At 67.6% G+C, this 12,895-nt stretch carries 13 protein-coding genes; 8 read left to right on the plus strand and 5 right to left on the minus strand.

Going from position 1 to position 12,895, the window contains the following annotated elements:
* Positions 1-32 precede the first annotated feature (32 nt).
* The 4 genes from HNO80_RS03460 to HNO80_RS03475 form a co-directional block, all read right to left on the minus strand.
* On the minus strand, positions 33-905 hold the full coding sequence (locus tag HNO80_RS03460) for a 3-hydroxyacyl-CoA dehydrogenase family protein (protein ID WP_175321436.1): 873 nt from the start codon (positions 903-905) through the stop codon (positions 33-35).
* 52 nt (positions 906-957) lie between these two features.
* Complete coding sequence (locus HNO80_RS03465) at positions 958-1,758, minus strand: enoyl-CoA hydratase/isomerase family protein (RefSeq protein ID WP_175321437.1); 801 nt, start codon at positions 1,756-1,758, stop codon at positions 958-960.
* Positions 1,758-2,969 carry a thiolase family protein gene (locus tag HNO80_RS03470; protein WP_175321438.1) on the minus strand — a complete coding sequence of 404 codons (1,212 nt, stop codon included), beginning with the start codon at positions 2,967-2,969 and terminating at the stop codon, positions 1,758-1,760. The genes HNO80_RS03465 and HNO80_RS03470 overlap by 1 nt, the downstream gene beginning before the upstream one ends.
* Positions 2,970-3,093: 124 nt before the next feature.
* The gene (locus HNO80_RS03475; RefSeq protein ID WP_175321439.1) at positions 3,094-3,762 is read right to left on the minus strand and encodes a pentapeptide repeat-containing protein; all 669 of its coding nucleotides are present in this window, start codon (positions 3,760-3,762) and stop codon (positions 3,094-3,096) included.
* 205 nt (positions 3,763-3,967) lie between these two features.
* Between HNO80_RS03475 and HNO80_RS03480 the strand changes: the two genes are divergently transcribed.
* Positions 3,968-4,144 (plus strand): CsbD family protein, encoded by a 177-nt coding sequence (locus tag HNO80_RS03480; protein ID WP_138768393.1) that lies wholly within the window; start codon positions 3,968-3,970, stop codon positions 4,142-4,144.
* A gap of 115 nt (positions 4,145-4,259) precedes the next feature.
* Positions 4,260-5,030 carry a dienelactone hydrolase family protein gene (locus HNO80_RS03485; RefSeq protein WP_249777137.1) on the plus strand — a complete coding sequence of 257 codons (771 nt, stop codon included), beginning with the start codon at positions 4,260-4,262 and terminating at the stop codon, positions 5,028-5,030.
* A gap of 145 nt (positions 5,031-5,175) precedes the next feature.
* On the opposite strand, the gene HNO80_RS03490 is transcribed toward HNO80_RS03485, so the two are convergent.
* Entirely contained in the window at positions 5,176-6,636 is a 1,461-nt protein-coding gene (locus HNO80_RS03490) for an amino acid permease (RefSeq protein ID WP_175321440.1), read from the minus strand.
* A gap of 648 nt (positions 6,637-7,284) precedes the next feature.
* Here HNO80_RS03490 and HNO80_RS03495 point away from each other — a divergent pair.
* The 6 genes from HNO80_RS03495 (at position 7,285) to HNO80_RS03520 (ending at position 12,874) form a co-directional block, all read left to right on the plus strand.
* Positions 7,285-7,449, plus strand: a complete 165-nt coding sequence (locus tag HNO80_RS03495; RefSeq protein WP_175321441.1) for a hypothetical protein — start codon at positions 7,285-7,287, stop codon at positions 7,447-7,449.
* Positions 7,446-9,368: a L,D-transpeptidase family protein gene (locus HNO80_RS03500; protein ID WP_175321442.1), complete on the plus strand. Its 1,923-nt coding sequence runs from the start codon at positions 7,446-7,448 to the stop codon at positions 9,366-9,368. The genes HNO80_RS03495 and HNO80_RS03500 overlap by 4 nt, the downstream gene beginning before the upstream one ends.
* 91 nt (positions 9,369-9,459) lie before the next feature.
* Entirely contained in the window at positions 9,460-10,209 is a 750-nt protein-coding gene (locus HNO80_RS03505) for a CPBP family intramembrane glutamic endopeptidase (RefSeq protein ID WP_175321443.1), read from the plus strand.
* Between the two features lie 75 nt (positions 10,210-10,284).
* Positions 10,285-10,725, plus strand: a complete 441-nt coding sequence (locus HNO80_RS03510; RefSeq protein WP_175321444.1) for a VOC family protein — start codon at positions 10,285-10,287, stop codon at positions 10,723-10,725.
* Between the two features lie 21 nt (positions 10,726-10,746).
* Positions 10,747-11,700, plus strand: a complete 954-nt coding sequence (locus tag HNO80_RS03515) for a 1,4-dihydroxy-2-naphthoyl-CoA synthase (RefSeq protein ID WP_175321445.1) — start codon at positions 10,747-10,749, stop codon at positions 11,698-11,700.
* 10 nt (positions 11,701-11,710) lie between these two features.
* Positions 11,711-12,874 carry an AMP-binding protein gene (locus tag HNO80_RS03520; protein WP_175321446.1) on the plus strand — a complete coding sequence of 388 codons (1,164 nt, stop codon included), beginning with the start codon at positions 11,711-11,713 and terminating at the stop codon, positions 12,872-12,874.
* The last annotated feature ends 21 nt before the right edge of the window (positions 12,875-12,895 follow it).

Genomic DNA, 12,895 nt, shown 5'->3' on the forward strand with positions numbered 1-12,895 from the left:
GATCCCCCAATGAGCATCCGTCCGGGACCGGCTCAGGCGGTCCAGTCGAAGAAGCCCTTGCCGGTCTTGCGCCCGAGTTCACCGCGGGCCACCTTGTCCCGGAGGATCTGCGGCGGTGCGAAGCGCTCACCCAGCGTGGAGGCCAGGTATTCGGCGATGCCGAGCCGGACGTCCAGGCCCACGATGTCGGTGGTGCGCAGCGGGCCGGTCGGGTGTTTGTAGCCCAGGACCATGGCGTTGTCGATGTCCTCGGCCGAGGCGACGCCTTCCTCCACCATGCGCATCGCCTCGAGGGCGATTGCGACGCCCAGCCGCGAGGAGGCGAAGCCCGGGGCGTCGTTGACGACGACGGCGGTCTTGCCGAGCGCTTCGACCCAGCCGCGGGCGGCCTGGGCGAGGGCCTCGCTTGTCTGCTCGCCGAGGACGACCTCGATCAGGGTGGACGCGGGGACCGGGTTGAAGAAGTGCAGGCCCAGGAAGTTCTGCGGGCGCTTCAGCTCGCGGGCCAGGCCGTTGACGGAGAGCGAGGAGGTGTTGGAGGCGAGGTAGGCGTCCGCGGCGAGCCGTTCCTCGATCCCGCGCAGCGAGGCCACCTTCAGGTCCCAGTCCTCGGGTACGGCCTCGATCACCAGCTGCCGGTCCTTGAAGTCGTCGTAGTCCACGGTCACGGAGAGCCGGGAGACCATCTCGTCGAGGTTGCCGTCGGTCGCGCCGCGCTCGATGCTCTTGGCCGCCGCGGACTCCACGCGCTCGCGGGCCGCCTCGGCGGACTCCTCGTCACGCTCAACGACCAGCACGTCGGCGCCGTTGATCAGGAAGGCATGGGCGATGCCCGCGCCCATCCGGCCGCCGCCGAGCACCCCGACGGTCGCGGGCAGGTTGGCGGGGAGTACCGAGTTGCTCATATCTACTTCTTCCGGTCTGGATTCTGGCCTGGCGTGGCGGCTGGCTTCTTGCTCACTTTTTGGCTGACTTCGTGGCTGATTTCTTGACTGACTTTTTATCCAGGAAGGCCTGCATGCGCTCGAACTTCGCCTGCGATTCGAAGAGGATGCCCTGCGCCAGCTGGTCGATCAGCGGGTGCGCCTCAGCCGGGGCATGGAACACGGACTTGGTGATCCGCACCGCGAGCGGGTCCTGCTGCGCGATCCGGTCCGCCAGCGCATGGGCGGCGTCCATCAGCTGCGCGGGTTCATGGATCTCGGTGACGAGCCCGACGGCGAGCGCCCGGTCGGCGCGGAGTACTGCGCCGGCCAGGAGGATGTCCTTGGCCACCGGCTCCCCCACCAGCTCCTTGAGGCGCCAGCTGGCGCCGGCGGCGGCGAGGATGCCGAGGCCGGTCTCGGGGTTGCCGATCCGGACCCCGGGGGTGCCGATCCGGAAGTCGGCGGCGTAGGCCAGTTCGGCGCCGCCGCCCAGGCAGAAGCCGTCGAGGGCCGCGATAACCGGCATCGGCAGCTTGGCGATCCGGACGAAGATGGTGGAGTTGATGCCCTGCAGGGCGTCGTCGCGGCGGCGTTCGCGCAGCTGCGCGATGTCGGCGCCGGAGGCGAATACGCCTTCCGTGCCGGCAAGGATCAGCACCTTGGGCGTCTGCTCAAGGTACGCGCAGACGCTGTGGAGCTCATCGACCATCTGCTGGTCGATCGCGTTCCGGACCTCCGGGCGGTTGAGCAGGACCACCAGCCGGTCCTCGCGCTCCTCGACCAGGAGTGTGCCGAAGCCTGCGGCGTCCAGGCCGCCGGGTCGGGCCGCCATTAGACGCGCTCCAGCAGCATGGCCGTGCCCTGGCCGACGCCGATGCACATGGTGGCGAGGCCGATCCTGGCGTCCTCGCGCTCCATCCGGCCCAGCAGGGTGATGGCAATCCGGGACCCGGACGAGCCGAGCGGATGGCCCAGGGAGATCGCGCCGCCGTCGCGGTTCACAATCTCCGGGTCGAGGCCGAGCCGGCGCATGCTGGCCAGCGACTGCGTGGCGAAGGCCTCGTTGAGTTCGACGGCGCCGAGGTCACCGACGTCGAGTCCGCTCCGGGCGAGGACCTTCCGGGTGGCCGGGACCGGGCCGATGCCCATGATCTCGGGCTCGCAGCCGGCCGAGGCGCCGTCGATGATGCGGGCCCGCGGGCTGAGGCCGAGTTTCTGGATCGCGGCTTCGGAGGCGACGATGATCGCGGAGGCGCCGTCGTTGAGGGTGGAGGAGTTGCCGGCGGTGACCACGGAGCCGCCCGCGACGACGGGGCGCAGCCCGGACAGCACGTCCATGGTGGTGCCGGCGCGGGGGCCCTCGTCGGTGTCCACGACCGTCTCGCCCTTGCGGGTCTTGACGGTCACGGGAACGATTTCGTCCGCGAAGCGGCCCGCGGCAATCGCGGCGAGGGAACGCTCGTGTGAGCGGACGGCGAACGCGTCGGCGTCCTCGCGGGAAATGCCGTCCACGCGGGCGACTTCCTCGGCCGTCTCCGGCATGGAGTAGGTCATCTTGCCGTCGCGGGAGAGCTCGCCCTTCTGGAACAGCGGGTTGGCGAAGCGCCAGCCGATCGAGGTGTCGAAAATCTGGCCCGGCTTGGCGAAGGCGGTCTGCGGCTTTTCCTGCACCCAGGGGGCGCGGCTCATGGATTCGACGCCGCCTGCAATGACGATGTCCGCGGCGCCGGACTTGATCATCTGGCTGGCCATGATGATGGCGCTCAGGCCGGAGGCGCAGAGCCGGTTGACGGTAATGCCGGGGATGTGGAGCGGAAGTCCGGCCAGGATGGTGGCCATCCGGGCGACGTTGCGGTTTTCCTCGCCGGCTCCGTTGGCGTTGCCGAGGATGACCTCATCGATGGCGTCCGGGTCGACCCCGGCACGGGCGACGGCTTCACGGACCACCAGCGCCGCCAGGTCATCGGGCCGGACCGCGGAAAGGGCGCCGCCGTACCGCCCCACGGGAGTGCGGGCACCGCCAACAAGAAAAGCCTCGACCATGAGAACATCCTTCACCAAGGGAGCAGGGCCGGCAGCAGAGTAAATTACCGACCGTTCGTTCTATAAAGATTACACAACGGGTCAAGGGGGTCAACCGGACGGCCCCGGATGACGCGGCGGGGACTCAGGCCACGGTGATACCCAGATGGCCGGCCAGCAGCGGGGCCAGCAGGGTGAGCTGGTGCTCGTCGACCACGATGCCGGCGAGGCTGCCGAGGCCGCTGAGGGACCGGAACTCCGTGCCGCGCAGGTCGAAGTCCTTCAGCCGCGCTCCACTGAAGTCCAGGCTGCCGATGGTGCAGTTCTTCAGCGCCACCCGGGTGGCCGTGCAGGAGCCAAGGTCCAGTTCGTTAATGATGCAGTCGCTGATCTGCACGTCCACCAGTTTGGAGCCGCGGAGGTTGACGTAGTCCAGCTTGCCGCCGTCGATCCGCACCGACTGCCAGCCGCTTTCATACAGTTCCGCCGACCCCCAGCGGGGGTTGCGGATCTCGACGTCGCGCAGGCTCGAGCGCGCCGCCGTGAAGACCGGGGCGTAGACCTCGGCCAGGACGCAGTCGCGGAAGCTGGCGCCGCGCAGCTGGGTCTCGTTGAAGGAGGCGCCGTCAAACTCGCACTCGGCGAAATCCGCGCCGCTGAGCTCCAGTCCGTCCGCGGGCGCGCGGGTGTACCGGACGCCGTCGTAGCGCTCCCCTCGGCGGAAATCGGGGGCAGGATCCTCCGCAAGGTCCGCCAGCCGGACCGGCGTGAGGCGCGGGGCGGTGACTTTGGGCCCGCCGGCGGGCTTGGCCATCACTGTAACTCCGCCTTGGCAACGGTCGTTCCTTGGGCTGGGGTGGTTGAGGGCTCCATGGTTTGAGCCTAGCCGGGCGGATCGGAAAACCCTGGGCCTGGGCCGGATCGAATGATCCTGCAAAAGGACTTGAAATAGTAAGCATGCTTCGTGTTATGGTGAAAGTGCGTTGAATTTCAACCGGAAACGAAAGGTGGAGTACACCATGGGTATCGGAGACAAGATTCAGAACGAAGCGGAGCACCTCGGCGGCAAGGCCAAGGAAGCTACCGGAAACGCCACGGACAACGACCGCCTGAAGGCCGAAGGGCAGAAGGACCAGGTCGTCGCCGACGCGAAGAAGGTCGGCGAAAACGTCAAGGACGCGGTCAAGCGCGACTAGTCCAAAAAATCGACGGCGTCGGACATTCCTTTGGGGGATGTCCGGCGCCGTTTTTCGTGGCCGGATGCAAGACTGTCCGAACACGACACCCGCACCGCCCGACCTAGGAGTGCACATGGCCAGGAATTCCGCGAACCGGGGCGAAGACCCGGACATGGCTCTGCATAACGTCGACCTCAGCGGGGCCAGCCTCGCTGCCGGCGGCTCGCCCCGGCTCCGCGGCTACCTGGCGGAGCCGGAAGGGGACGGCCCCTTCCCGGCCGTGCTGATGATCCACGAAGCCTTTGGCCTGGATGGCATCACGGTCCGGCAGGCCGAGCGGATGGCGGCCGCCGGCTATCTCACCCTGGCCGTGGACCTGTTCAGCGACGGCGGGGCGCGCCGCTGCCTCGTCTCGACCATGCGCTCCCTGGCTGCCGGGCAGGGTCGCGCGTTTATGGACCTGGCGACGGCGCGGCAGTGGCTGTTGGATTCGGGCCGCACGACCGGAAAAATCGGCGTCATCGGCTTCTGCATGGGCGGCGGCTTCGCCCTGCTGCTGGCCAATGACGGCTTCGACGCCGCGGCGGTGAACTACGGCAGGCTGCCCAAGGACCCGGCAACGGAGCTCGCCGGCGCCTGTCCGATCGTTGCCAACTTCGGCGCGAAGGACCGTTCCCTTCCCGGGGCGGCGGCACGGCTGGCCTCCGTGCTGGAGTCCCTCGGCGTCGAGCACGACATCAAGGAATTCGAGACGGCCGGCCACTCGTTCCTGAACGACGAGGAAACGGGACCCAGGCCGCTGCGCCCGTTGTTCCGCGTTCTCGGCGTCGGGCCCGATCCTCAGTCGGCGCCGGAGGCCTGGCGCCGGATCGAAGACCATTTCGCCCGGCATCTGAAGGACTAGGAGCCAGATCCCGCATCGGCTGCTCCGAAGGCGCCCTTTTGAAGCCCCCTAACGGAGTTTACGGAGCAATCGATGGAACAGACGACGGCGGCGGCCACCTTGTTCAGGTGGCCGCCGCCGTCGTTGTTCATTTAGGACCGTGATGCTAGCTGTACAGCTCGCTCTTCGGTTCGTTGTTCTTGACCTTCTGCCAGCCGAGCCAGAGCACCACCGCGAAGAACGGGATGGTTGCCAGGGTCCACAGGCCCAGCGGGAAGACCTCGCCGGACTTGCTGGTCATGGTGTCGAAGCCGATCAGCACCGTGATGGCCAGCAAAGCCACCAGTCCGGCCCAGCTGGTCCACGGTGAACCCGGCATCGGCAGGGAGGACGCGTTGCCCTTGGTCTTACGCAGCGCGATCTGGCTGGCGAAGATCGAGCCCCACGTGAAGATGACGCCGATCGAGGCGGTGTTCAGTGCGAGGTCGAAGGCGTGCGAGCCGCCCAGCCAGATGTTGAGCAGGATGCCGACGAGGTAGACCGAGCCGATCGCCAGGATCGCGGCGTAGGGCACGTGGCTCTTGGACATCCGGGTCAGCCACTGCGGGGCATGCCCGTTGTTGGCCATGGTGCGGAAGATCCGGCCGATCGAGTACAGGCCCGAGTTGCAGGACGACAGCGCGGCGGTGATCACGATCATGTTCATGACGTCGCCCATCCACGGCAGGCCCATCTGGCCGAAGACGGTGACGAACGGCGAGGTGCCGGCCTTGTACTGGTCCGAGGGCAGCAGCATCGCCAGGAGGGTCACCGAGCCGACGTAGAACACGACGATCCGGATCACGACGGCGCGGATCGCCTTCGGGACCTCCTTGGCCGGGTCCTCCATCTCGCCGGCGGTGATGCCGACGAGCTCGATGGCGTTGTAGGCGAAGATCACCGCGTTCAGCACCAGGATCATCACGAGGGCGCCCTTGGGGAACATGCCGCCGTCGGCCGCGAAGAGGTTGTTCACCGAGGCGTGGCCGTCGCCGACCTTGGCGTTGGTGACCACCATGAAGGTGCCGACGGCCAGGAAGATCAGGATGGCCGCGACCTTGAGGACCGAGGCCCAGAACTCGAATTCACCGAACGCCTTGACGCTCAGCAGATTCACTCCGACGAGCAGCAGCAGCGCCGCGATGGCGGTCAGTTCCACCGGCACGTTGGGGAAGAAGAACTGGAAGTACAGCCCGATCGCGATCAGCTCGGCGATGCCGGTCATGGCCCAGTTGATGAAGTACATCCAACCGGACAGGTAGGCGCCCTTCTTGCCGAACATCTCACCGGCGTAGCTGACAAACGAGCCGGAGGTCTGGCGGTACATGATGAGCTCGCCGAGGGCGCGCATCAGCAGGTAGGCGATGACGCCCGCGATGGCGTAGGAGAAGATCAGCGCGGGGCCGGTCGAGGCCAGGCGCCCGCCGGCACCCATGAAGAGGCCGACGCCGATTGCGCCGCCCATGGCGATCATGGTGACCTGGCGGCCGTTCAGGGACTTCTTGTAGCCCTCGGCGCTGAGGGTCGAGTCGACGACGGCGGATTGCGCCGGCGCGCTCTTAACTTCTGTGGAAGTACTTTGTGGCACAACTGTTCCTTGTAGGTCGGGGTATTGCCGGGACGGGAAGGCGGCTCCGGGAGCACAAGTGTGGGCCCGGCCCGTGCCCTGAGCCTAGGAAAGCGGGCAGGGGTTTAGACCGAAACTCACAACGGGTCGCAGCGTCGCGCGGCACGTCCATAGTACTAGCCTTCGGCGCCGCACCGTGACGCGGGCTACACCCGGAACCGCTGAAAATACGAAATTAAAACAACGTTTTGACGCAAAAGCGCTGGTCAGGCCGATGTTTCCATTACTCTGAGCGAACCGGCGGGGATGTTCCTGCCGGTTCGCCTGCGACATCACTGCAGGCCATGGCAGCAGTGCCGTGAGTCAGGGGGGACTATGAAACAGAGAGCGCTACTGCCCGCAGTGCTGCTTCTCGTACTAGCAGGGTGTTCGAGCGGCGGTTCCGGTCCGGCCACACCCAGCATCGGCAGCACCGCAGCAACGCCGGCACCATCATCATCAGCAGTATCAGGATCTCCGGCGCCGAGCACTTCCGAGCCCGCCGATGTTTCCACTTCGCTGAACGCACCCGACGCCTTGCGGAAGCCCATCTGCCGCGCGACGGCCGACGGGTCGTGGTCCTTTACAGGGACCCTCGTCAACAGCAGCGACAAGAACAAAATGTTCACCGTGGCAATCGCGGTCACCGTCGGCCCTGCAGTGGCAGGGCACACCATCATCACCAAAACCGTCGCTGCCGGCAAGTCGGCCGAGATCGCAGCACCGAACTTTGCCAAGACCAAGGACAGCGCCGGGACCTGCACGCCGGTCGTCTCCGTAGAGGATGCGCCATGAAAAAACTACTTGTCATCTCAGCGGTGGTGCTGGGGCTCGCGGCTGGACCGCTGGCGGTCGGACCGGCCTTCGCCGAGACCGCAACGCTGCCACAGGACACAGCCAGCCCCACCGCGACGCCGAGCAGCGCCCCCGTTCCGACCACGTCCGCCTCGATCACTACCGCAACCGCCACCGCGCCCCCCTTGGAAGGAACCGAGGCAACGAGTGCGTCGGCGGAACCCACCGGGGAGCCGAGTGCGCCCGGCGCCGAGCCGACGCCCACCGAGGAGCCGACGCCCACCGAGGAGCCGACGCCCACCGAGGAGCCGACGCCGCCGGCCGTCGTCGTACAGGGGCCGATCGGCGCGAAGTGGACCGAACTGAAAGGCGCCTCGGGCGTCCTCGGCGCGGCAACCGCGGACCAGCGCTGTTCAAGCGGGGTCTGCAGCCAGGCGTTCGAGGGCGGGTCGATCTTCTGGACCACGGCAACGGGCGCCCATCCGGTCCTGCGGAAGGCCGGCCACACGGGCCCCCGCTGGCACGCGAAGGGAGGCCTAGCCGTCCTCGGCTACCCGATCACGGACGAGACCGCGGTGTCCGGCGGAACGATCCAGAAGTTCTCCAACGGCATCGTCCTGGCGTGGACAGGCACGCAAATGCTGGAGTTCTCCACCCGAAGCGGCATCGGGAGCCGCTGGGTCGCAGCCGGTGGCGAGGCAGTCCTGGGCCTTCCCATGACCGCTGAGGTCTGCGGGCTAAAGGCAGCGGGCTGCGTTCAACAGTTCACCAAGGGCCCCATCTACTGGGTGCGCGGCGTCGGCGGCCAAGTGGTCTGGGGCGGTATTCTCGGACGCTGGAAGGCGGCCGGGGCACAGAACAGCGTCCTCGGCTACCCGGTCAGCGCGGAAAGCTGCGGTTTGCCTTCCCGGGGCTGCGTACAGCGCTTCCAGGGTGGCAGCATCTACTGGTCACCCACCACGGGCGCGCAGGCAACCCGGGCCGGCATTGGCAGCAGGTACCTCGCCGCCGGAGCGTCGCGGGGCATGCTGGGCTACCCGCTGACCGGCGAGATCTGCGGGCAGCCCGCGCGCGGCTGCATGCAACACTTCCAGGGCGGAAGGATCTACTGGTCACCCGCCACGGGTGCCTGGATCTCCGGCAGGGGAATCGTCAGCAAGTTCATCGCGGCCGGCGGCCCCGGCGGCTCGCTGGGATATCCGATCGGCAGCGAACACTGCGCCGCAGGCTCCTGTGCACAGTCCTACCAGCGCGGGGACATCACCTGGTCCCGGTCCACCGGCTCCCGGGTGTACGCAATGTCTGAGTGCCGCAACCTCAATAACGGCAAGTCCAAATACCCCACATACGGCGCGAACCGCGTCCTGCTCACCTGGACCCAGGGCTACGGACAGAACCATGCGACCAACCTGTACTGCATGAAGGTCGCCGGGACGTATGTGCCGGACTGGCGGACTGACGGGTACGTCGGCAAGTCAGGGTTCAAGCCGCCGGGAGTGCCGTCCGGCCCCACCCGGAACCTGTTCTCCCCCACCGGCTCGTTTTCCGTGACCGAGGCGTTCGGCCTCGGTAACCCGGGCACGAAGCTTCCCTACCGCACGCTCAATCCCCGCTCGCGCTGGGGCGGCAACCCTTGGACGGCCACGTACAACAAGTACCACGAGTCCTCCTCCTGGGTCGGCTGGGACGAGAACATGTGGTGGTTCGCCAGCCTGGGCTACTACCGCCAGGGCGTGGTGATTAACTACAACCGGCCCAAGATCGTCCAGGATGCGGGATTCGCCATCTTCCTGCACATGACCAAGACCCCGACGGCGGGCTGCATCTCCCTCGATGACTGGGCAGTGGTGGACTACATCCGCAAGTCCACCCCGGGCGACCGGATCATCATGGGGACCTACGGGGCGCTGTTCCGGTAGAGCGCCAGCTCCTCAGCTACACAGCTAACGCCCGGCGCCCTCGGCCCGGGCGTTAGCTGTGTCCGCACAGCGGCGGGGCTAGGCTGGTGGCATGGGTCCCGCTCTCCGTCAACCACCTGCGCAGCGTCCGGAACTGTACGCTTTCTCCCGGCTGGACCTCATCACGGCGGGGATCTACGTGGCAGTGGGCGCGTTCTTCGCCACCGCCTCAGGCCTGCTGGCCCCGCTCGTGCTGCGGCTCTCGCCCAACCCGGCGGTGGCGTCCTACGCGGTGAACCTTCTCATCTATGCGGTCATCGGCCTGCTCGCCCTGTCCGCGGCACGCCAGGTCGCACGCCGGGACCTCCGCGTCCTGGCCACGAGGCCCTGGTTCACCCTGCTGATGGTGCCGCTGACCGTGGTGGCCGCGATGATCCTGACCGCCATCTTGGTGGCAGTGGCAGGGACTCCGCAAACCTCCGCCAACCAGGCCGGCCTGCAGGCACTCATGCAGCAGGTGCCGGCCTGGCTGATGGTGCCGCTGCTGGTGATTGTGGGCCCCTTCGTGGAGGAGTACATGTTCCGGCACCTGCTCATCGGCAAGCTGAGCCGGAAGCTGAACATCTGGCTCTGCTGCGCGCTCTCCGTAGTGCTGTTCGCGACCATGCACGTCGTGGGCCAGGAGGCGCTGACGCTGCCCGTGCTGATGCCCTACCTCGCCATGGGCGCCACCTTGGTGTTCGTCTACGTCTGGACGGGCAAGAATGTGATGTTCTCCTATTTCGTCCATGCCTCGAAGAACCTGCTGGCCGTCATCTTCATCTACGCCATCCCGCCGGAAATCCTCGAGCAGCTGCAGTAGCGTCCGGACAACAACAGCGAAAGCTGCCCCGGCTGCACCCTAGCGCCGCGGGCGCCGTCGTCGTAGGTTTTTCCCATGGCACTGAACATCCAAATCGCTGTCGACTGCGTCGATCCCCACGCCCTTGCGGACTGGTGGGCCGAAACCCTGGACTGGGCCGTGGAGCCGCAGGACGAGGACTTCATCCGTTCCATGATCAAGCAGGGCTTCGCGACGGACGCGGAGACCAAGCGGCACCACGGAAAGCTGGTCTGGCGGGACGGCGCCGCCATCCGGCCGCCCGAGGACCTGGGCGTCAAGCCAGCTTCACGCCGGATTCTTTTCCAGACCGCGCCGGAGGCGAAGACCGTCAAGAACCGTGTCCACTGGGATGTGAACCTGGCCGGCGCTGACAAGGACGAGGTCCGGGCCGCCCTCGAGGCCCGCGGCGCGACGTACCTGTGGACCGCCAACGAGGGCCCGCATTCCTGGCACACCATGGCGGACCCGGAAGGCAACGAGTTCTGTATCAGCTGAGCCGATTACTAGACTCGGACTGTGAGCAACGAAATCCCCGCCAAGGTATCCGACGTCTTTGACCCCACCCGCTGGCGCACCGTGACCGGCTTCGACGACTTCCAGGACATGACCTACCACCGGCAGGTGGAGCGCTCCGCGGACGGCACCGTGGTCCGGGACCTTCCCACCGTCCGGATCGCCTTCAACCGTCCGGAGGTGCGCAACGCGTTCCGGCCCGGCACCGTGGACGAGCTGTACCGGGCCATGGACCACGCCCGGATGACCCCCGATGTTGCCACGGTCCTGCTCACCGGCAACGGCCCCTCCGCCAAGGACGGCGGCCACTCGTTCTGCTCCGGCGGGGACCAGCGGATCCGCGGGCGGGACGGATATCGCTATGCCGAGGGCGAGACAAAGGAGACCATCGACCCCGCCCGCGCCGGCCGGTTGCACATCCTCGAGGTCCAGCGGCTCATGCGGACCATGCCCAAGGTGGTCATCGCCGTCGTGAACGGCTGGGCGGCCGGCGGCGGCCACTCGCTGCACGTCGTCTCCGACCTCACCATCGCCTCCCGGCAGCACGGTAAATTCAAGCAGACCGACGCGACGGTAGGGAGTTTCGACGCCGGCTACGGCTCGGCGCTGCTGGCCCGCCAGATCGGCCAAAAGTCCGCCCGCGAGATCTTCTTCCTGGCCCGCGAATATTCCGCCGAGGACATGGTCCGGATGGGTGCCGTGAACGAGGCCGTGGACCACGAGCGGCTCGAGGAGGTGGCGCTGGAGTACGCGGCGGACATCGCCCGGCAGTCCCCGCAGGCCATCCGGATGCTCAAATTCGCCTTCAACCTCGCCGACGACGGCCTGGCCGGCCAGCAGGTGTTCGCCGGCGAGGCGACGCGGCTGGCCTACATGACGGATGAGGCGGTGGAGGGCAAGGAGGCCTTCCTGGAGAAGCGTGATCCGGACTGGTCCAAGTTCCCGTACTACTTCTAAGGCTGCCGCTATGACAACAGGCGCGGTGAACATCGAACCCGCCCTCGCTGCCCTCGCAGCTGCCCTCCGCGGGGAGGGTCCCGCCGTCGAGCTTTCCGCCGGCCCGGACGGCTCCCCCGTCGTCGGGCTGGTGGAAACCCCCGGTTTCGAGGATGCCGCCGTCGTGGTGCGGACCTCCGGCTCCACCGGGGTGCCCAAGGCCACGGTGCTGACCGTGGACGCCCTGGCGGCTTCCTCGATGGCAACGGCGATGGCGCTCAAGGGCGAAGGCCAGTGGCTGCTGGCGCTCCCGGTGCAGTTCGTGGCCGGCGTTCAGGTGCTGGTCCGGTCGCTCTTCGCCGGCACCCGGCCCTGGGCGATGGACCTCTCCGGCGGGTTCACCCCGGAGGCCTTCACCACCGCAGCCCTTGAGCTTACGGAGAAGATCCGTTTCACCTCCCTGGTTCCCACACAGCTGCAGCGGTTGCTGGAGGGGCCCTCGGCCGAGACGCTGGCCGTGCTCCGGCGCTTCAACGCGGTACTGCTTGGAGGCGCCCCCGCCTCGGCGGAGCTGCTCGCCGCGGCCCGGGAGGCCGGCGTCCGGGTGGTGACAACCTACGGTTCCGCCGAGACCTGCGGCGGCTGCGTGTACGACGGCGTGCCGCTGGACGGCGTCGAGCTGAAGCTCGCGGCGGACGGCCGGATCCTGCTGGGCGGCGCCACCATTGCGGCCGGCTACCTCGACGAGCCGGAGCTCACGGCCTCGGCGTTTGTCGAGGAGAACGGGATCCGCTGGTACCGCACCAACGACCTCGGCGCGCTGTCGGCGGACGGCGCGCTGACCGTGCTGGGCCGGGCCGACGACGTCGTCATCACCGGCGGCGTCAAGGTGTCCGCCGCGCATGTGCAGGCGGAACTGGAGAAGCTCGACGGCGTGCGGGCGGCGTTCGTGGCGGGTGTCCCGTCCGCCGAGTGGGGCCAGGCGCTGGCGGCCTATGTGGTGCTGGCGGACGACTCGCCGGAGGCAGCCGAGGCCTTCACGGCGCGTTTCACCGCCGGCGGCGCGGGGGCGCTGGCGGGGGCCCTGGTCCCTAAAACAGTGCTCACCGCCGCGGAACTGCTGATGCTTCCGAACGGAAAACCGGACCGGCTGGGCATGACCGTTCGGCTGGACACCCGCCATCAGGGAAAATAGAAAAGCTTCAAGCAACCTTTT

The organism is Arthrobacter sp. C9C5 (assembly GCF_013359735.1).
Taxonomy (GTDB): Bacteria; Actinomycetota; Actinomycetes; order Actinomycetales; family Micrococcaceae; genus Arthrobacter.

Bases quoted from the DNA above. Each gene is read 5' to 3' on its own strand.
- HNO80_RS03465 (WP_175321437.1), bottom strand. From the start codon at position 1,758: ATGGCGGCCCGACCCGGCGGCCTGGACGCCGCAGGCTTCGGCACACTC.
- HNO80_RS03500 (WP_175321442.1), top strand. From the start codon at position 7,446: ATGAAAAAACTACTTGTCATCTCAGCGGTGGTGCTGGGGCTCGCGGCT.
- HNO80_RS03485 (WP_249777137.1), top strand. From the start codon at position 4,260: ATGGCCAGGAATTCCGCGAACCGGGGCGAAGACCCGGACATGGCTCTG.
- HNO80_RS03505 (WP_175321443.1), top strand. From the start codon at position 9,460: ATGGGTCCCGCTCTCCGTCAACCACCTGCGCAGCGTCCGGAACTGTAC.
- HNO80_RS03460 (WP_175321436.1), bottom strand. From the start codon at position 905: ATGAGCAACTCGGTACTCCCCGCCAACCTGCCCGCGACCGTCGGGGTG.
- HNO80_RS03510 (WP_175321444.1), top strand. From the start codon at position 10,285: ATGGCACTGAACATCCAAATCGCTGTCGACTGCGTCGATCCCCACGCC.
- HNO80_RS03470 (WP_175321438.1), bottom strand. From the start codon at position 2,969: ATGGTCGAGGCTTTTCTTGTTGGCGGTGCCCGCACTCCCGTGGGGCGG.
- HNO80_RS03475 (WP_175321439.1), bottom strand. From the start codon at position 3,762: ATGGCCAAGCCCGCCGGCGGGCCCAAAGTCACCGCCCCGCGCCTCACG.
- HNO80_RS03480 (WP_138768393.1), top strand. From the start codon at position 3,968: ATGGGTATCGGAGACAAGATTCAGAACGAAGCGGAGCACCTCGGCGGC.
- HNO80_RS03520 (WP_175321446.1), top strand. From the start codon at position 11,711: ATGACAACAGGCGCGGTGAACATCGAACCCGCCCTCGCTGCCCTCGCA.